Source organism: Agromyces sp. MMS24-JH15 (genome assembly GCF_043518605.1).
Lineage (GTDB): Bacteria > Actinomycetota > Actinomycetes > Actinomycetales > Microbacteriaceae > Agromyces.
Window position 1 is genome coordinate 179,112 of the sequence record NZ_CP171358.1, and the last position, 18,408, is coordinate 197,519.

Consider the following 18,408-nt stretch of genomic DNA (forward strand, 5'->3'; position numbering starts at 1 on the left):
GGCCCGGTCGGGCCGCGGGCGTCAGCGGATCCGCACCGACAGGCAGGTGACGCAGCCCTCGAGCTTCTCGAACTCGCTGATGTCGACGGTCACGACGTGGTAGCCGAACCCGGCGAGCATCGCGGCGGTCCGCGGCGCCGAGGCCGACATGAGGAGCGTGTCGTCGCGGAGCGCGACGACCGCGACGCCCTCGGGCTCGGGCACGGGCACGAACCGCGGAAACAGCGCGGGCTCGTCGACCAGGTCGGGATGCCCGATGACGGTGCCGTCCGGCAGCGCCGTGACCGTGCTCTTCAGGTGCAGCGCCTTCGTCACGGGCACCGCGACCACCCGCAGCCCCCGCGGGACGAGCAGCGCGCGCAGCTGGCGGATGCCCTCCCCGTTCGTGCGGGCGGAGGCGCCGACGTACACGGTGTCGGCGACCTTCAGCACGTCGCCGCCGTCGAGCGTGCCGGGTGCCTCGATGCGGGCGACCTCGATGCCGGGAAGCGAGCGGACCGCGCGCTCGACGCCCTCGACCTCGCCGCGGCGCGACGCCGTGCCGGGGCTCGCGAGCACCGCGAGGTCGTCGAACATCACGACCGCGTCCTCGACGAACACCGAGTCCGCCAGCTCGGGCGCGGCGTCCACCTCGACGGTCTCCCACCCCTCGGCGACGAGCGCCGCGCAGTAGTTGTCCCACTGGTCGTCGGCCTTCGCCTGGTCGATCGGGACCCGGTCCCGGTGCGTGAGCTCGCCCTCGGCGAGGTTGGACGCGGGAATCCGCACGAGCGCGATCCGGCGCGCATGCCGGCGCGGCGACCAGCCGAGCACGCGGTGCAGCACCGCGGGCGCGAGGAAGACCTCGCCGAGCGTCACGGCCACGATGAAGACGAGGTTGAGGCTCACGATCGAACCCAGCACGAAGACGAAGAGCTCGGGCGTCGGGCGGTTGGCGCCGAGCACCGTGACCGTCGTGGCGAGCAGCGCCGCGAGCACCGCCGACGCGAGCCCCGAGAGCAGGGCGAGGAACCAGCGCCGGGCCGCGCCGACCCCGTTCGAGACGCCGAGCAGGATCCACGCGATCACCGCCGCGAGGAAGTAGTGCCCGGCCGCCCGCGGGAACACGTCGGGCGACTGCCCGTTCGCGATGAAGAGCCCGAGCAGCGCGGCGCCGAAGCCGACCGCGGCGACCGCCCCGGAGGCCGCGATCACGGCGACGACGCGACGCAGCGGAGTGCGGGCGGGCCGCGGCACGGCAGGCCGAACGGACACGACGGGGGCGGGGGACGTCATCCCCCGAGCCTAACGGCGCGGACGGGGTCCGCCGCCCACGCGGCGGCGGACCCCGTCCTGCGTCCGTGCGGCGTCGGATCCCGGACCGGCGTCGGATCCCGGACCGGCGTCAGCTCCCGGCCGCGTCGAGGCGCACGGCGGCGAGGCGCTCGGCGGCCTCGAGCGTCGTCGTGCCCGTGGCATCCGCCTCGCGCAGCACGCGGGCGACCGTGTCGCCGATGCCCGCGACCCGGTGGGCGAGCTCGGCCGCGCCGACGCCGTCGCGCGACGCGACGTCGAGGTGGATGACCCCGCCCGCGTTGACCACGAAGTCGGGCGCCCAGGCGATCCCGCGCCGGCGCAGCAGTTCGGCGACGTCGCGCTCGGCGAGCTGGTTGTTGGCCGCGCCGACCACGGCGCGCACGTGCATCGCACGCACGGCGTCGGCCGTGAGCACGCCGCCGAGGCCGCACGGGACGAACACGTCGGCGGGCACGAGGTGCGCCGCCTCGGGCGCGACCCACTCGGCGCCCAGCTCGTCGGCGAGGCGCCGACCGTGCTCCGCGACATCCGTCACCGACAGGCGCGCGCCCTCGGCCGCGAGCCGGCGGGCGAGGCGGCCGCCCACCTGGCCCAGGCCGGCGACGACGATGTGCCGGCCGCGCACCGAGCGGTCGCCGAACACGTGCCCGAGCGTGGCCTCGAGCCCGGCGTAGACGCCCGCGGCCGTGGCGTCGGCGGGCTCGCCGACGCCGCCCTGCTCGGGCGGGAGGCCGCACACGTGCGCGGTGCGCTCGGCCACGACGGCCATGAGCTCGGCGCTCGTGCCGACGTCCTCCGCCGTCATGTACGCACCGCCGAGCGACTCGACGGCGTCGCCGAGGTCGAGCATCGCGTCGCGGGTCCTGGCGTCGTCGAGCTCCTCGTCGGGCGGGATGCACACGACGGCCTTGCCGCCGCCGCGTGCGAGGCCGGCCGCGGCGTTCTTCAACGTCATCGCCTCCGAGAGCCGGAGCGCGTCCGCGAGTGCGTCGGTCCAGTGCGCGTACCGCCAGAGGCGGGCGCCGCCGAGCGCCTGGCCGAGCCTGGTCGAGTGCACGGCCACGATGATCGCGAGTCCCGAGCGCGGCCCGCGGGTGATCAGCACCCGCTCGTGGTCCGGTGCGACTTCGGGGAGGGGGACGGTCGCGCCGGGCGCGCCGACGCCGTGGGGATGGGTGATCGTCATCGATCGAATCTCCTCGTTCTCCGCCTCGTGGGCGGAAGGTGGCGGCGCCTCGTGAGCGCCTCACCTCAAGGGTACGTCGGATGGGATGGCATCCGGACCCCCGCTCGGGCCGGTCCGCGGGTTCACCGGCGGATCGGCCTCGGTCCCGGTCGGCGGCCGGAGCGGCCGGCGACCGGGAGGTCGACTGGGCGGCTCAGTGGAAGAAGTGCCGCTCGCCCGTGAAGTACATGGTCACGCCGGCCGCGTTCGCGGTCGCGATGACCTCCTCGTCGCGCACCGAGCCGCCGGGCTGCACGATCGCGGTCACGCCGCCCTCGATGAGGATCTGCGGGCCGTCCGCGAACGGGAAGAACGCGTCGGACGCCGCGACCGAGCCGCGCGCGCGCTGGCCGGCGCGCTCGACCGCGAGTCGGCACGAGTCCACGCGGTTGACCTGCCCCATGCCCACGCCGACGGATGCGCCGCGCGAGGCGAGCAGGATCCCGTTCGACTTCACGGACCGCACCGCGGTCCACGCGAATGCGAGGTCGGCGAGCGTCGCCTCGTCGGCCGGCTCGCCTGCGGCGAGGGTCCAGGTCGACGGGTCCGCGAACTGGCGGTCGGCCTGCTGGAGCAGGAGGCCGCCCGACACCTGGCGGAGCTCGACCGCGGAGGGCGAGAAGCCCTCGGGGAGCACGAGCAGGCGGATGTTCTTCTTCTGCGAGAGGATCTCGACCGCGGCGTCCTCGAAGCCGGGCGCGACGATCACCTCGGTGAAGATCTCGGCGACCCGCTCGGCCATCCGCGCGGTCACGATGCGGTTCGCCGCGATCACGCCGCCGAACGCCGAGACCGGGTCGCACTCGTGCGCGTGGCGGTGCGCGTCGGCGATCGGGTCGGATGCCCCGGGGCGAGCGACCGCGATGCCGCACGGATTCGCGTGCTTGATGATCGCGACCGCGGGCTCGTCGAAGTCGTAGGCGGCGCGGACGGCCGCGTCGGCGTCGACGTAGTTGTTGTACGACATCTCCTTGCCGTGCAGCTGCGTCGCCTGCGCGATGCCCGGGCGGCCGCCGACCGACTCGAACAGCGCGCCCTTCTGGTGCGAGTTCTCGCCGTAGCGGAGGTCGGCATGCTTGGTCCACGTGCCGCCCACCCAGGCCGGGAAGGGCGACTGCTCGGCCGCCTGGTCCGGTGCGATGACGCTGCCGATCCAGGAGGCGACCGCGACGTCGTAGGACGCCGTGTGGCGGAACGCCTCACGGGCGAGGGCGCGGCGCTCGGCGAGCGTGGTGCCGCCCGCGGCGAGCGCTGCGACGACCTCGTCGTAGCGGTCGGGCGAGACGACGACGGCCACGTTCGCGTGGTTCTTCGCCGACGCGCGCACCATCGCGGGCCCGCCGATGTCGATCTGCTCGATCGCCTGGTCGGGCTCCGCGCCCCCGGCGACGGTCTCGGTGAACGGGTAGAGGTTCACGACCACGAGCTCGAACGGCGCGATCGCGAGCTCGGCGAGCTGGCGCTCGTGGTCCTCGAGCCGGAGGTCGGCGAGCAGGCCCGAGTGCACGCCGGGGTGCAGCGTGCGCACGCGCCCGTCGAGGTGCTCGGGGTACCCGGTGACCTCGGAGACCTGGGTGACCGGCAGGCCCGCGTCGGCGATCGCCTTGCCGGTGCCGCCGGTCGAGACGATCTCGACGCCCGCGCCGACGAGCGCGGTCGCGAGTTCGACGAGGCCGCGCTTGTCGCTCACGGCGACGAGTGCACGCCGGATCGGCACGAGGTCTCGCTCGCGGTACAGGCTCGGGTCGATGGTGGCACCGCTCATGATGCGCTGAGCTCCTTCAGGTCGAGGTGGGAGTTCGCGATGTCGAGGACCGCCTCGATGAGGAGGCGCCGCTCGACGGGCTTGATCCGGTCGTGGAGGGTCGCCTCCGTGTCGCCGGGGAGGATCGGGATGCGCTCCTGCGCGATGATGGGGCCGCCGTCGACCGAGTTGTCGACGACGATGAGGCTCGCCCCGGTCTGGTCGGCGCCGGCCGCGAGCGCGTCGCGCACGCCGTGCGCGCCCGGGAACTCGGGCAGGTACGCGGGGTGCGTGTTGATGAGGTACGGGCTGAACGCGTCGACCACGGCGGGCGGGACGAGCCGCATGAGCCCCGAGAGCACGACGAGGTCGGCGCCCCAGTGGCGGATCGACTCGACGAGTGCCTCGCCCCACGCGTCGCGCGTCTCGTAGGCGGTGAACGGCACCATGAAGGTCGGGATGCCGAACTCCTCGCCGAGGGCGAGCCCCTCGGCTTCGCGATCGGCGCCGATGGCCACGACCCTGGCCGGGAATTCCGCGTCCTCGGATGCCTCCAGGAGGGCGCGGAGGTTCGAACCGCCGCCCGAGATCAGCACGACGAGCTTGAGCACCCTCCGAGCCTACCCGCTCGGTCGGGCGCGATCCGTGCGGGCGTCATGCTCGCGTCCACGCGGGTCCGGAGCTGGTACGCTCGCGCGAGCCCGCCCCCGCCTGCGGTGCGCGAGCACCGCTCCCCCAGTTGGAGACGTCCATGACGGATGCCCCGCCGCCGAGCCCGTCGACCGATCCCGGCGTCCCCGCCGGTGCCGACGCCGATTCCGTCGCTGCGGCTGACGCCGCCGCCCCGTCCGTCCGTGGTCGGCATCGCCTGACCGCCGCGCTGTCGGGCCTCGCCGCGGCGGGCCTCCTCGCAGCCTGCGTGTGGGGCGCGATCACGGTGTTCGGCCCGGGCGACGACCTCGACGAGGAGCCGGCGGTCGTCGCCACGGCCGTGCGCCACGCGCCGGTGCTCACGGCACTGGCCGGCACGCGACGCCACGCGCTGGCCGCATCCGAGCCGCTGCGTGCGGCGGTCCGCGACCTCGACGGGTTCTCCGACGCCGCGCTCGTCGCCGAGGCGCGCACCGCGGTCGAGACGCTCGACGCCGCACTCGAGGCGGACGACCCCGACGCCGTGGCCGACGCCGCCGACGCGCTCGAGGGCCTCCGGGCCGACCTCGTCGAACGGTTCGTCGTCCACGCCGAGGGGCGCCTCGCCGGTGCGACGGCGGCGGACCCGGCCGTGCTCCAGGCCGCGCACGACGCGGCCGGCGCCGTGCGCTCGGCCTCCGCCGCCGAGCTGTCCGCCCGGTTCGCACCCCTGCGCGCCGCGGTCGAGGCCGCGATCGCCAGCCACGACCAGCGCACCGCCGAGGAGGCCGCGCGGCGGGCCGCCGCGGGCGGAGGTTCGGGTGGCTCCGGGCAGGCGCCCGGCACCGACGAGTGGCGGCGCTGCCACCCCTTGGGGATCATGTACCCCGGTCAGGACTACCAGCCGTGCGACGCGGACGTCGTCGTGACCGCGCTCGGCGCGCACGTCGACGCGTGTCCCGAGGGAACGCTCTCGCACATCGCCGACATCATGGGCTTCCGCTCCGGGGCGGTCACGCTCGACTATCCGTTCCCGTACTTCTACACCGTCGAGGGAGGGCACAACATCGCGGTGTTCCACTGCGATTCACCGGCGGGCTTCGGGACTCCGCACGGTCGAGAGCCCGTGACCGGGTAGCACCGGGCGCGGGGCATCCGCTCAGATGCCGCCGTCGATCGACCGGGTGGCGGGCTCCTCGTCCTCGGGCACGAGCACCTCGGTCTCGCGGTTCAGCGACTCGCCCCGGAAGAACGGGCGCGACGCCGGGAACGCCGCCCAGACGAGCATGAGCACGACGCCGAGCGCGAGCGACCCGATGCCGACGACGAACACGCCGCCCACGCCCCAGATCACCGTGTACCCGTAGTCGGGGTCGAACATGTCGATCGCGGACGACACGAACGCGCCCGCGAGCAGCAGCGCTCCGACCAGCGGGAAGACGAGCCGGTACCAGAAGTTCCGCCAGGACGAGAACAGCGAGTCGCGGAAGTACCACACGCACGCGAAGCCCGTGATCGCGTAGTAGAACGCGATCGCGAGCCCGAGCGAGAGCACCGTGTCCTGCAGGATGTTGTCGCTGATCAGGGTCATCCCGACGTAGAAGGCGATCGCGACGACGCCCATCAGCAGGGTCGAGAACGCGGGCGTGCGGAACCGCGGATGCACCGCGGCGAACCGCTTCGGCAGCGCCCGGTAGACCGCCATGGCGAGCGTGCCGCGCGCGGTCGGCAGGATCGTCGTCTGGGTCGACGAGATCGCCGAGATCATGACCGCGATCACGAGGAGCCACGACCACGGCCCGAACATCACGTTCCGCAGCGCGAAGAAGACGTCGTCGGCGTTGTCCTGGTTGCCGAGGCCGAAGCCCGACTCGCCGAGCCCCGCGTAGGACATCGCGGCGACCGTCACGCCGACGTAGGTGACCAGCAGGATGACGGTCGTGAGGACCGCCGCACGGCCGGGGATGCGCTTCGGGTCCCGGGTCTCCTCGTTCAGGGCGAGGCACGTGTCCCACCCCCAGTAGATGAACAGCGCGAGCAGGACCGCCTCCACGAACGCGCCGTAGGAGGCGAACGCGAACGGGTTGAACCACTCGAGGCTCGGGGCGGTCGGGTTCGGCGCGGTGCCGTCCGCGATGTGGACGATCGCGATCACGACGAACCCCGCGAGCGCGACGTACTGGAAGCCGAGCAGCACGTTCTGCAGCCGCTCGCCGATCTCGAGCCCGCGATAGCTCACCCAGACCATGAGCGCGATGAACACGACGCCCGTCGCGGTCACGACGAGCCCGATGTCGGCGAAGTCGGGCCACACGAGCAGCCAGAAGTACTGCCCGGCGATCTGGGCGAGGTTCGCGAGCACGACCGTGCCGGCGACCGCGACGCCCCAGCCGCCCATCCAGCCCACCCAGGGGCCGAACGCCTTCGTCGCCCACGTGAACGTCGTCCCGCAGTCGGGCACGTCGCGGTTGAGCTCCCGGTACGCGAACGCGATCAGCAGCATCGGGATGAACGCGACGATGAAGGCCACGGGCGCCTGCGCGCCGACCGCGAGGACGACGAAGCCGAGCGTCGCGGCCAGGGAGTACACGGGCGCCGTCGAGGCGAGCCCGATCACGGTCGAGCCCCACAGGCCGAGCGTCCCCTTCGCGAGTCCCTTGCCCTCGGTGTGCGGCTGTTCGATGTCCGTGCTCATCCCGGCCCCCCTTCGGACCCCCTCCGCGCAGGGTACCGCCGGGAGGACGCGGCGTCAGGCTCCGGGGTCGTCGCGGTCGGCGGGGACGCCCCGGAGGAGCCCGGGATCGAGCGGCTCGGTCGCGTTCGCATCCCGAGCGGATGCTCCGTCGGAGAGCCTCGCCTCGTCGTCGGGCCGGTGGTCGCGCGGGTCGTCGCGCCGGCTGTCACGCGGGTCGTGGAGCCGGTCGTCGCGCTCGTGGTCGCGGACGTGCCCGGGGTCGATGCCGAGCGCCCGCGCGGTGCTCGCGCCGGCGAGCGCACCCACGAACACCGTGAGCGCGGCCATCGACGCGACCGGGATCGGGTCGGGGCCGACCTGCACGAGCCGCCCGGGCCCGACGGCGCCCGACGACCACCACGCGAGCGCGCCCATCACGACGCCGGCCGCGACGCCGGCGCCCGCGGCGAGCACTGCGGGCAGCCACCACGCCGCACCGAGGTCCCGCCGTGCGGCGGGGCGGAGCGAGGCCGGCAGCCCCGCGAACGCGGGTCGGGAGGCCGGCGCGAGCGCGCCGACGAGCCACGGCCACACGAAGGTGGCGCCGGCGAATCCGGCCGACAGCGGCACGAGCAGCCAGAGCAGCCCGAGGGGTACGCCGTCGGACGGCACGATGCCCAGGATCGGGACGCCGGGCAGCGGCCCGACGACCGTCGCGGTCGGGGAGAGCGACGTGCCGGCGCCGAACGCGAAGCCGGGGCCCAGGAGCCACGCGGCCGCCCACACGACGAGGTTCGGCAGCACCGCGAGCTCGCCGACGACGAGCGCGATCCCGCCGTCCACCCCGGCGTCGAGCGAGCCGGCGAGGCCCACCACGGTCGCGTAGTCCGCACCGATCAGCACCGCGACGACGACGGCCGCGACGCCGACGACGGCGAACGCAGCGCCGACCCCGACGCGCAGCATCGCCCGTCCGGTCGCGAGGACGGCGGGCGGCAGGCGCAGCAGCATCGCGGCGAGCGGGTGCTCCCGCGGGCCGTCGCCGCGCGCCTCCCCGGCGAGGTCGGCCAACCGGAGCGCCTCGACGGTCGACCCGATCACGACGCCGAGCGCCATCACGGCGGCGGGCAGCAGGATCGCCTCCCACCACCTGGACGACGCCGCCGGGTGGTCGACGAGCAATCCGACGACGGCGCCGAACGCGGCGTACACGCCGACCGCCGTGACGCCGCCGACGATCGCATGGCCGGCCGCGGCCGAGCGCCGCCCGATCCGCCGGCCGAACAGCACGGTCGCGAACGCGAAGCCGAGCAGCGCGATGCTCAGGGTGAACGGCGCCTCCGCGCCGGGCACGCCGACGAGTTCCGCCGAGACCGCGTCGAGCGTCACCGTGAGGTCGACGCCGTGGCCGAGGAGCCAGATGTCGCCCGCCGCGCGGAGGAACACCTCGGCGTCGAGTTCGAGCCCGAAGTGGATGGCCCAGAGCAGCATGAGCGGCACGAGCACGATGCCGAATCCGACGAACGCCGACACCGCGGCCTCGAGCGCGGCGAGCAGGACGACGGTGAGGCGGTTCATTGCCCCACGAGCCTAACCGCGCGACCGCCCTGCGCGCGCAGGAGGTGCGGCGCGCCCCGCCTGGGCCCGCCCGGCCGCGACCGGCTAGGAGCCGGGTTCGTCGTCGCCCGAGCCGGGACCCCGGCGCGGTGCGCGGTCGGGCCGCACGACGGCCTCGAACGCGCTCGGCAGCTCGGGCGAGCGCTCGGCCTCCGAGGGCCCGGGCGGACTCGCGGCATCCACGATCACCTCGGTGTCCGCGGCATCCGACGCGGCGGCGCCCGCGGCCGGAGCATCCGGGGCGTCCGCGAGGACCGCCGTCTCCACGAGCACCGCGGTGCCGGAGGCATCCGTGAGCACCGCCGTCTCCGTGGCATCCGCGCTCGTCGCACCCACCGAGCCCGCACCCGCCGCGGTCGCGACCGGAGCGTCGTCCGGCGCGGCCGGGCGCGGCGCGGCGGCTGCCTTCCGGACCGGCTCGGGCGTGCCCGGCGGGCGGCGCAGGAACTGCAGCAGCAGCACGACCAGGAGCGCGATCACCACGGTCCAGAGGACCAGCGCGACCGAGATCGGCCGGAACACCACGATCACGAAGGCCGCGACGACCGCGATCGCACCGTAGGCGAACCCGATCGCCCGGTCGAGCCAGGCGCCGAACGCGCCGGTGCCGATCCCGGCACGGGCGGCCGCCGCACGCGTGCGGGCGAATCCGCCCTCGGCGAAGGCCCGGGTCCGCACGGCCGCTCGCGACGGCCCGGCGAACCAGGCGATCACGAGCGTGAGCGCGGCGAGCACCGCGACCGCGACCGCGACCGAGTTCATGAGCTCGAGCAACTGGTCGTAGATCACGCCCGCGGCGTCCGAGGCGATGTAGGGCTTCGTCGCGGTCAGGAAGTACCACCGCCCGATGCCGAAGCCCGCGAGCGTGAGCAGCATCACGAACAGCAGCGCACCCGAGGTCCACAGCAGCGCGCGGTTGCGCCGCGGTGCGACCAGCACGCCGCCGACCAGCAGCGCGAGCACCACGAAGGGCAGCCACGTTCCGACGCCGACGGCGAGCGCGTAGACCGTCTGGACGACGGCGAGCGCGTCGGACTCGGCGATCACGATCGAACCCGAGATCGTCGGGATCGACGCGGCGAAGCCGATGCCCTGCTCGAGCAACCGCTCCTTGACCGACTCGATGACCGGTGCGAGCTGGATGCTCAGCTGGCCGGAATCGGAGATCGCGAGCGCCGCGTCGGGGTCGCCCTCCATCGCCGCGACGAACTGGGTGTGCGTCACGCGGAGGGCGTTCGCCCAGACGTCCGCGAACGCGGGCGACTCGACGATCCGCTCGATCGAGGTGTGCAGGAGGTTCTTCAGGCCCTCGGCGGCCGGCTTCTCGAGGAGCCCGAGCGCCGACTTCGCGGCATCCGGGATGTCGAGGGACTGGATGCCGTCCACGAGGTCGGCCGTGAGGGCGTCGATGTCGACCCGGCCCTCGATCGCCGTCGACACCTCGTCGACGATGACCTGCTGCACCGCGGGATCCTCGACGAGCGGCGCGAAGGTCGCCACGAAGCGCTCGGTGTCCACCAGTTCGGCGCGCGCCCAGCTCGCGATGACCGCGACCGGCGCGAGCAGCACGCCCAGCACGACCAGCACGATGGCCGCCGCGAGCCGGCCGCGCCCTCGCCCGCGCTTCGGTTCGCCTGCGCCGCCTCCGCGTTCCGCCGCGGCGCGCTCGGCTGCGTCGCGCTCCGCGCGCAGTGCCTCGTTCTCCCCCTCGAGCGCGTCGATGCGCGCCTGCAGGTCGGCGATCGTCACCCGTGCCATGCTGCACCACCCCCCGAGGCGACCCTATCGCCAGCGGGTCAGTGCACGAAGGCCTTGAGCAGGATCATCACGATGCCGAACATCGCGGTGATCGCCGAACCGAGCACCCGGATGTACCAGGGGGCGCCGCGGCGGGCGAACGCGATCCAGCCGAGGACCGCGAGCACGACGACGCCGATCCACAGCGCCCACCAGATCGCGGTGTCCTCCTCGAGGACCCCGAGCGCGCCGAGCAGCAGGAACACCGACGGGATCGCCGCGGAGGTGAGCATCGGCAACGACTCCCACAGCGACTTGCGGATCGCGTCGCGCAGCCGCAGGTGCCGCTCCGCCTGGAACCCGTACCGCGCCACGGTCCCCGCGTAGACGTGCGCGATCCAGAACACGACCACCGTGAAGCCCACGATGACGAAGACGGTGAACGGGTCGTCCTCGTGCCGGCCCGCGATCGTGACGAGACCGCTGACGAGGATGACCCCGTACACGCCCTGCTCGGTCGTGAATACCGCGTGCACCGCAGGATGCAGTCTCGTGTCCCCCATGGCGTCATGCTAACCCGCGGCGACGCGCGTGCGACTCGGCGCCGGACGCGAGACGACGAGGGGGCCCGCCGGAACCGGCGGACCCCCTCGAACGGCGACGGTGCGGACTACGCGCCGAGCGCCTCGTACACCTCGCGGAGCAGGCGCGCGGTCTCGGACGGCGTCTTGCCGACCTTGACTCCGGCGGCCTCGAGGGCCTCCTTCTTCGCCTGCGCGGTGCCCGCCGAGCCGGAGACGATGGCGCCGGCGTGGCCCATGGTCTTGCCCTCGGGCGCCGTGAAGCCCGCGACGTAGCCGACGACCGGCTTGGTCACGTTCGCCTTGATGAAGTCGGCCGCACGCTCCTCGGCGTCGCCGCCGATCTCGCCGATCATGACGATCGCCTTGGTCTCGGGGTCGGCCTCGAACGCGGCGAGCGCGTCGATGTGCGTCGTGCCGATGACGGGGTCGCCGCCGATGCCGATCGCGGTCGAGAAGCCCAGGTCGCGCAGCTCGTACATCATCTGGTAGGTCAGCGTGCCCGACTTCGACACGAGGCCGATCGGGCCCTTGCCCGTGATGTTCGCCGGGGTGATGCCGACGAGCGCCTCTCCGGGGCTGATGATGCCCGGGCAGTTCGGCCCGATGATGCGGGTCTTGCCGCCCTGCTCCTTGGCGTAGGCCCAGGCCTCGGCCGAGTCCTGCACGGGCACGCCCTCGGTGATGACCACGAGGAGCGGGATCTCGGCGTCGATCGCCTCGATGATCGCGTCCTTCGTGAAGGCCGGCGGCACGAACGCGATCGAGACATCCGCGCCGGTGGCCTCGATGGCCTCGGCGACGCTCGCGAACACGGGCAGCTCGACGTCGGCGCCGTTCGCGTCCTTGTGCAGCACGGTCGTGCCGGCCTTGCGGGCGTTCACGCCGCCCACGACCTGCGTGCCGGCCGCGAGCATGCGCGCGGTGTGCTTGGAGCCCTCGCCGCCGGTGATGCCCTGGACGATGACCTTGTTGTCCTTGTTGAGGAAGATCGTCATTGCAGTGATCCTGTCCTTCTGCGCCTACGCGGCGTTCGCGAGCTCGGCGGCCTTGTCGGCGCCCTGGTCCATGTTGTCGGCGAGGGTCACGAGCGGGTGCGCCGCCTCGGCGAGGATGCGCCGGCCCTCCTCGACGTTGTTGCCGTCCAGGCGCACGACGAGCGGCTTGTTCGCCTCGTGGCCGAGCTCGGCGAGCGCGCCGACGATGCCCTTCGCGACCTGGTCGCACGCGGTGATGCCGCCGAAGACGTTCACGAAGACGCTCTGCACCTGCGGGTCGCCGAGGATGATCGACAGGCCGTTGGCCATGACCTCGGCGGATGCGCCGCCGCCGATGTCGAGGAAGTTGGCGGGCTTCACGCCGCCGTGGTGCTCGCCCGCGTAGGCGACCACGTCGAGGGTCGACATGACCAGGCCCGCGCCGTTGCCGATGATGCCGACCTCGCCGTCGAGCTTGACGTAGTTGAGGTCGAGCGCCTTGGCCTTGGCCTCGAGCGGGTCAGCGGCGTCCTTGTCCTCCAGCAGCGCGTGGCCGGCGTGGCGGAACTCGGCGTTCTCGTCGAGCGAGACCTTGCCGTCGAGGGCGATGACCTCGCCGTCCTCCGAGAGGATCAGCGGGTTGACCTCGACGAGCGTGGCATCCTCGCCCTTGTAGACCTCGTAGAGCTTCACGAAGACGTCGGCGACCTTGTCGACGAGGTCCTCGGGGAAGTTGGCGGCGACCGCGATCTCGCGGGCCTTCTCGACGGTGATGCCGACGCCCGGGTCGACCTCGATGCGCGCGAGCGCCTCGGGCTTCTCGACCGCGAGCTGCTCGATCTCCATGCCGCCCTCGACGCTCGTGAGCGACAGGTAGGACCGGTTGGCGCGGTCCAGGAGCACCGAGAAGTAGAACTCCTGCGCGATCCGGGCGCCGCCGGCGACCATGACGCGCTTCACGACGTGGCCCCTGATGTCGAGCCCGAGGATCGCCTTCGCGGCCTCCTCCGCCTCGTCGGCGTTCTTGGCGACCTTGACGCCGCCGGCCTTGCCGCGACCGCCGGTCTTGACCTGGGCCTTCACCACGACGACGCCGCCGAGCTGCTCGGCGGCCGCGCGGACCTCCTCGGGGGTGTCTGCGACGATGCCGGGGAGCACCGGCACCCCGTACTTCTCGAAGAGGTCTCTGGCCTGGTACTCGTAAAGATCCACGCTCTGCTTCCAATCAGTCCGCGCGGCGCAGCCGCGCAGGAGTTGTGGGTGAGTGCGCCCGGCCACGATATCTCGATGTCGAGATATCCGCTCGGGCCGCCGTCCATGCTACTCCGCTCGGGGAACGGCTCCGAACCGGGGGTTCCTTCGGGCGGAACGCTGTGGATGCAGGATCATCCGCACCCGTCGACGCGTCCCGCACCGCATCCGCACCACGCGCGCGCGCCCGCGCATGCCCGGGCATCGCGGGCGGTACGGTCCGGTCATGACGATCGTGGATCCCGCCCGCCCGGCACCGCGTCCGACGGCGAAGGACTGACCGATGGCGAGGCGGCGGCGGGGGTCCGCGCTCGCGGCGGTCGTGCTCGGCGCGCTGCTCCTCACCGGCTGCGACGGCGGGCGGATCGCGCTCCCGACGGCATTGCCGACCGAGCTGCCGACGACGCTCCCGACGCCCACCCGGACCCTCGAGCCGCCCATGCCGACCGAGGAGCCGGAGCCGACGCCGACCGCCGAGCCCGAGCCGACGGGTTCGCCCCGACCGACGCGCACGCCGCGTCCGACGCGCACGCCCGCGCCCACCGCGTCCGCGATCCCGGAGCCGACGCCGACGCCCGAGCCCGCGCCGAGCGCGACGCCCGAGCCGATCTAGCCGGCCGTCGTGCCGGAACCGACGCCGACGCCGGAACCGACGCCGGAACCCACCGCGACGCCCACGCCGAGCCCGACCGAGACCCCCACCCCCACCCCCACCGCGACGCCCACGCCCACCCCCACGCCCACCCCCACCCCCACCCCGACCCCGACCTCCGAGGCGGCCGAGACGGACGAGCCGATCCCGTGGTGGATCACCTGGGGACCGCTCCTGGTCCTCGCGGTCGCGGGCCTCGTCACCTGGCTCATCCTGCGCCGTCGACGCGGGACGCCGCCGACGGAGCCGCCCGCCGGTCCGCCCGAGGGCCCGCCCGCGTCGCAGCCGCCCACGTCGTCGCAGCCGCCCACGTCGCCGCCCACGTCGCCGCCCGCCGGGTAGCGGCGGGGCGCAGGCGCCGGCCACCTCGCCCGCTGGGAGACTGGCCGCATGGTCGAGGCATCCGAACCGGTCCACCGCGACGATCCGCACGCGGGCTCCCTGCACGCGAAGCTCAACTGGCTCCGGGCCGGTGTGCTCGGCGCGAACGACGGCATCGTCTCGGTCGCCGCGCTCGTGGTCGGCGTCGCGGCCGCGACCACGGACCTCGCGGCCATCCTGGTCGCCGGTGTCGCGTCGGTGCTCGCGGGCGCGATCTCGATGGGCCTCGGCGAGTACGTGTCCGTCTCGAGCCAGCGCGACACCGAGCGCGCGCTCATCGCGAAGGAGCGGTACGAGCTCGAGACCATGCCGGAGCAGGAGCTGGCCGAGCTCGCCGGGCTCTACCGGGCCAAGGGGCTCTCGGCCGAGACCGCGGAGCGCGTCGCCGCCGAGCTCACCGCGCACGACGCGCTCGCGGCGCACCTCGAGACCGAGCTGCGCCTCTCGCGGGACGACGTCGCGAACCCGTGGCACGCGGCCGGGGCATCCGCGCTCTCGTTCCTCGTCGGCGCGGTGCTGCCGATGCTCGCGATCCTGCTGCCGCCGCCCGAGTGGCGCGTCGCGACGACGTTCCTCGCCGTGATCGTCGCGCTCGCGATCACGGGCTGGCTGTCGGCCTGGATCGGCGAGAGTCCGCGCCTGCGAGCCGTGCTGCGCGTCGTGATCGGGGGCGCGCTCGCGCTCGCGGTGACCTGGGTGATCGGCGGGCTGCTCGGCACCGCGCTCTGACGCCTGACGCCGGACACCGCGCTCTGACGCCTGACGCCTGACGCCTGACGCCTGACTCGACCGGGTGTGCTCAGCCCGTCGGCCGAGCGCGCGGCCACCCCGGCGTGGCGAGCAGCGCGCCGTCGCGTCGCACCGCCAGCACGTCGATGTCGAACCGGTCGGCGCACTCGTCGAGTGCGGCCTCGCCGCCTGCGACGATCGCGGTCGCGAGCACGTCGGCGGTCACGATGTCGTCGGCCGCGACGCTCACCTGCCGGAACGGGCTCGGCCCCTCGCCGGGCCGGGTCCAGATGTGGTCGCCCCGCTCGGCGCTCCCCGACGTCGCGAGCGCACGCCGGCCGCCGGGTCCGGTGTCGCCGAGTTCACCGCCGAGCGGGATGCCGCCGAGCAGCGCCCCGCGCTCGTCGGGATCGACGACGCCCACTTGCCACACCGGGCCGGGCCCGTGCGCGACGAGGACGTCACCCCCGGCGTCGATCGCCCACCCGGTCGCCCCGGCCCGGTCGAGCACGGCCCCCGACTCGGCGACCGCGAGCGCCTTCACCACGCCGTCGAGGTCGATGCGCCCGTCGCCCCGGTGCGGCGTGAAGGCGCCGCGCGTGCGCAGGCGCCATTCGAGCGCGATCGCGTACGCGCGACGCACGTCGGTCCCGGCGTCCAGCAGCGAGAGCTCGCCCCGGCCCACCCGGCTGAGCTCGGAGTCGGCGACGAACAGGCTGCACGTCGCCTCCCAGCGACGGAACACGTCGGCGACGGCGACGAGCGCGGCGTCCGTGTCCGCGTCGGCGCCCGCGCCCGCGCCCGGGCCCGTCGCACCGGGCCGCACGCTCACGACCGTGCCCATCGCACGGAACGCCCCCCGCGGCAGCCCCGCGGTGTCGGGTCGCCGCAGCTCCGCGCGCATCAGAATCCCGCCTCGTCGAGGGCCGCCTGGAGGGACTGGAGGTACGCGGCGCTCGTGTACGTCGCGCCGCTCACGAGCGAGACGGAGGCCGCCTGCGCCTGGAGCACCTCGTCGCGCAGGATCGGTGCCGCCCGATTGCTGATCGACACCGACCGGCCGTCATGGTCGGTGAGCCGGAGCGCCGTGACGTCGGTGATCGCGCCGCCGGAGATCGTCACCTGCACCTGCACGTCGCCGAACCTCGTCGAGACGGTCGCACCCGCGAACACGCCGTCGGAGGATGCCGCGACGGACGGCGCCTGGGCCGAGGCATCCGTCGACGCGTCGGACGCAGCGCCCGACGACGCATCCGCCGACGCATCCGTCGACGCACCGGCGGAGCTCCCATCGCCGCCCGTCGCGCCGCTCGTCGCGCCCGTCGCACCCGTCCCGCTCCCCAACGAGCCGCCCGCGGCCGTCGTCGCCGGCTCGGCGACCGGCGCCGAGGGCGTGGCGAGCAGCCCCAGTTGCCACCCGCCGAGGATCGCCGTCGCCGAGGCGGCGGACGCCAGGATGACCGCGCGCCGCCTCACCAGTCGAACCGTTCGTGGTGGATCTGCTCGGGCGCGAGGCCGGCCGCGCGCGCCTCGGCGAGGACGCCCTCGGCCCACGCGCGCGGCCCGCACACGTACAGGTCGGTGTCGTCGAGTCGCGGCACCAGGGCTGCGAGCGAGAGCCCCTGGCGCTCCGCGGCCGTCATGAGCCAGCCCGCCCCGCGTGGCCCCGGGACCGTGATGAGCGTCGCGCCCCGGGCTCGGCACAGCGCGGCGAGCTCGTCCACCAGCCATCCGGCCGCGGGCTCCGGCGTGCGGACCACGACGGTCGCCTCGCCCGGGCGGAAGGTCGCGGTCTCGAGCAGCGAGCGCACGGGCGTGATGCCGATGCCCGCGGCGACGAGCGCGAGGCGCGAGCGGCTCCGGGACGCCTCGCTGAAGATCCCGTACGGGCCCTCGATCGCGACCCGGGTTCCGGGTCGGATGCGGGCGAGGCCCGCCGAGCCCGCGCCGAGGGCCCGGACCGTGATCCGGAGCCGGTCGTCGCGCGGCGCGGCCGACAGCGAGTACGGATGCGCCTGCCACCACTGGCCCGGCGCGAGGAACCGCCAGATGAGGAACTGGCCGCCCGTGGCGCGCAGCACGTCCAGCCGGCGACCGCGGAGCGTGACCGACACGACCCCGTCGCGGGGATCGCCCACCGGGTCGATCCGCTCGACGACGAGGCCGTGCCGGAGCGTGGCGACGATCGGCGCGACCACGCGGAAGGTCGCGACGATCGCCAGGGTGCCGAAGACGAGCACGAGCCAGTACGCCCACTGCCACGTGCCGACGGCGAACAGCCCGCCCACGCTGAACTGGTGGGGCAGGGCGGCGAGCACGGCGACGTAGACGAGCAGGTGGATCAGGTGCCACGCCTCGTACCGGAGTCGCCGCCGCACCGCGACGAGCGAGCTCACGACCACCGCGAGGAACAGCGCGAACCCGAGGACCGCCCAGGGCAGGTCGGGGAGGTTCCAGATCGCGACGGCCTCGGCGACGAGGTCGACCCCGTCGGCGAGCGCGTAGCCCGCGAGCAGCAGCACCCCGTGCGCGACGAGCAGGACCAGCACGGGCTTGCCGAGCCGTCCGTGCAGCGCCATCGCGGCGTCGTGGCCGACGGCGCGCTCGATGAAGGGCGCGCGCGCCGCGAGGAGCAGCATGACGAGCACGAGGTCGGTCGCCGCGAGCCCCGCGATGATGCCGAGCGAGGTCAGCGCCGCGCCCGCACCGTCGAACCTCGACGCCCCGCCCTCGGCGAGGAACAGTGCGACCGCGACCGCGACGGATGCCACGGCGAGCGCCTGCAGCACGTCGACCCGCCACGCGCGTCGCGCGGCGCGCGTGCGCTCCCGGCCCGCATCGGGCGCGGGGCGCGCGGGCCGCTCGAGCGGTCGAGCGTCGTGGAGCAGGAATGCCATGACCCGATCGTGGGATG

The 18,408-nt window shown here is 74.2% G+C and carries 17 protein-coding genes; 4 read left to right on the top strand and 13 right to left on the bottom strand.

The window, feature by feature from the left end:
• Positions 1–21 precede the first annotated feature (21 nt).
• The 4 genes from ddaH to purN all read right to left on the bottom strand — a co-directional run bounded on the left by ddaH (position 22) and on the right by purN (position 4,876).
• A complete protein-coding gene (ddaH, locus tag ACDF64_RS00825; RefSeq protein WP_394552896.1) occupies positions 22–1,275 on the bottom strand; it encodes a dimethylargininase in 1,254 nt (417 codons plus the stop codon).
• A gap of 109 nt (positions 1,276–1,384) precedes the next feature.
• A complete protein-coding gene (locus ACDF64_RS00830; protein WP_394552897.1) occupies positions 1,385–2,482 on the bottom strand; it encodes a Glu/Leu/Phe/Val dehydrogenase dimerization domain-containing protein in 1,098 nt (365 codons plus the stop codon).
• Positions 2,483–2,675: 193 nt separating this feature from the next.
• Positions 2,676–4,286, bottom strand: coding sequence for a bifunctional phosphoribosylaminoimidazolecarboxamide formyltransferase/IMP cyclohydrolase (gene purH, locus ACDF64_RS00835; protein ID WP_394552898.1), 1,611 nt, complete (start codon positions 4,284–4,286; stop codon positions 2,676–2,678).
• Positions 4,283–4,876, bottom strand: coding sequence for a phosphoribosylglycinamide formyltransferase (gene purN / locus ACDF64_RS00840; RefSeq protein ID WP_394552899.1), 594 nt, complete (start codon positions 4,874–4,876; stop codon positions 4,283–4,285). The genes purH and purN overlap by 4 nt, the downstream gene beginning before the upstream one ends.
• Before the next feature lie 140 nt (positions 4,877–5,016).
• Between purN and ACDF64_RS00845 the strand changes: the two genes are divergently transcribed.
• Positions 5,017–6,033, top strand: coding sequence for a hypothetical protein (locus ACDF64_RS00845; RefSeq protein ID WP_394552900.1), 1,017 nt, complete (start codon positions 5,017–5,019; stop codon positions 6,031–6,033).
• Between the two features lie 21 nt (positions 6,034–6,054).
• Here the strand turns inward: ACDF64_RS00845 and ACDF64_RS00850 are convergent, their stop codons facing one another.
• The 6 genes from ACDF64_RS00850 to sucC form a co-directional block, all read right to left on the bottom strand.
• On the bottom strand, positions 6,055–7,590 hold the full coding sequence (locus tag ACDF64_RS00850) for an APC family permease (protein WP_394552901.1): 1,536 nt from the start codon (positions 7,588–7,590) through the stop codon (positions 6,055–6,057).
• 54 nt (positions 7,591–7,644) lie between these two features.
• Complete coding sequence (locus ACDF64_RS00855) at positions 7,645–9,147, bottom strand: DUF6350 family protein (RefSeq protein ID WP_394552902.1); 1,503 nt, start codon at positions 9,145–9,147, stop codon at positions 7,645–7,647.
• An 84-nt stretch (positions 9,148–9,231) separates the two neighbouring features.
• A complete protein-coding gene (locus tag ACDF64_RS00860) occupies positions 9,232–10,935 on the bottom strand; it encodes a hypothetical protein (protein ID WP_394552903.1) in 1,704 nt (567 codons plus the stop codon).
• Between the two features lie 47 nt (positions 10,936–10,982).
• Positions 10,983–11,486 (bottom strand): hypothetical protein, encoded by a 504-nt coding sequence (locus ACDF64_RS00865; protein ID WP_394552904.1) that lies wholly within the window; start codon positions 11,484–11,486, stop codon positions 10,983–10,985.
• A gap of 107 nt (positions 11,487–11,593) precedes the next feature.
• Entirely contained in the window at positions 11,594–12,502 is a 909-nt protein-coding gene (gene sucD / locus ACDF64_RS00870) for a succinate--CoA ligase subunit alpha (protein ID WP_394552905.1), read from the bottom strand.
• A gap of 24 nt (positions 12,503–12,526) precedes the next feature.
• Positions 12,527–13,693, bottom strand: a complete 1,167-nt coding sequence (gene sucC / locus ACDF64_RS00875; protein ID WP_394552906.1) for an ADP-forming succinate--CoA ligase subunit beta — start codon at positions 13,691–13,693, stop codon at positions 12,527–12,529.
• A gap of 322 nt (positions 13,694–14,015) precedes the next feature.
• Between sucC and ACDF64_RS00880 the strand changes: the two genes are divergently transcribed.
• From ACDF64_RS00880 to ACDF64_RS00890, 3 genes are read left to right on the top strand one after another with little or no spacing between them, the layout of a single operon-like run.
• Complete coding sequence (locus ACDF64_RS00880; protein WP_394552907.1) at positions 14,016–14,345, top strand: hypothetical protein; 330 nt, start codon at positions 14,016–14,018, stop codon at positions 14,343–14,345.
• 9 nt (positions 14,346–14,354) lie between these two features.
• Complete coding sequence (locus tag ACDF64_RS00885; protein WP_394552908.1) at positions 14,355–14,726, top strand: hypothetical protein; 372 nt, start codon at positions 14,355–14,357, stop codon at positions 14,724–14,726.
• A 48-nt stretch (positions 14,727–14,774) separates the two neighbouring features.
• Complete coding sequence (locus ACDF64_RS00890; RefSeq protein ID WP_394552909.1) at positions 14,775–15,494, top strand: VIT family protein; 720 nt, start codon at positions 14,775–14,777, stop codon at positions 15,492–15,494.
• A 70-nt stretch (positions 15,495–15,564) separates the two neighbouring features.
• Here ACDF64_RS00890 and ACDF64_RS00895 read toward each other — a convergent pair whose 3' ends face one another.
• Genes ACDF64_RS00895 through ACDF64_RS00905 form a run of 3 tightly spaced genes read right to left on the bottom strand, consistent with a single transcriptional unit; the run spans position 15,565 to position 18,391 of the window.
• Positions 15,565–16,398: an FAD:protein FMN transferase gene (locus ACDF64_RS00895; protein ID WP_394552910.1), complete on the bottom strand. Its 834-nt coding sequence runs from the start codon at positions 16,396–16,398 to the stop codon at positions 15,565–15,567.
• Positions 16,398–16,970 carry an FMN-binding protein gene (locus tag ACDF64_RS00900; RefSeq protein WP_394552911.1) on the bottom strand — a complete coding sequence of 191 codons (573 nt, stop codon included), beginning with the start codon at positions 16,968–16,970 and terminating at the stop codon, positions 16,398–16,400. Before ACDF64_RS00900 ends, ACDF64_RS00895 begins: the two co-directional genes overlap by 1 nt.
• On the bottom strand, positions 16,967–18,391 hold the full coding sequence (locus ACDF64_RS00905) for a ferric reductase-like transmembrane domain-containing protein (protein ID WP_394552912.1): 1,425 nt from the start codon (positions 18,389–18,391) through the stop codon (positions 16,967–16,969). The genes ACDF64_RS00900 and ACDF64_RS00905 overlap by 4 nt, the downstream gene beginning before the upstream one ends.
• Positions 18,392–18,408: the final 17 nt, after the last annotated feature.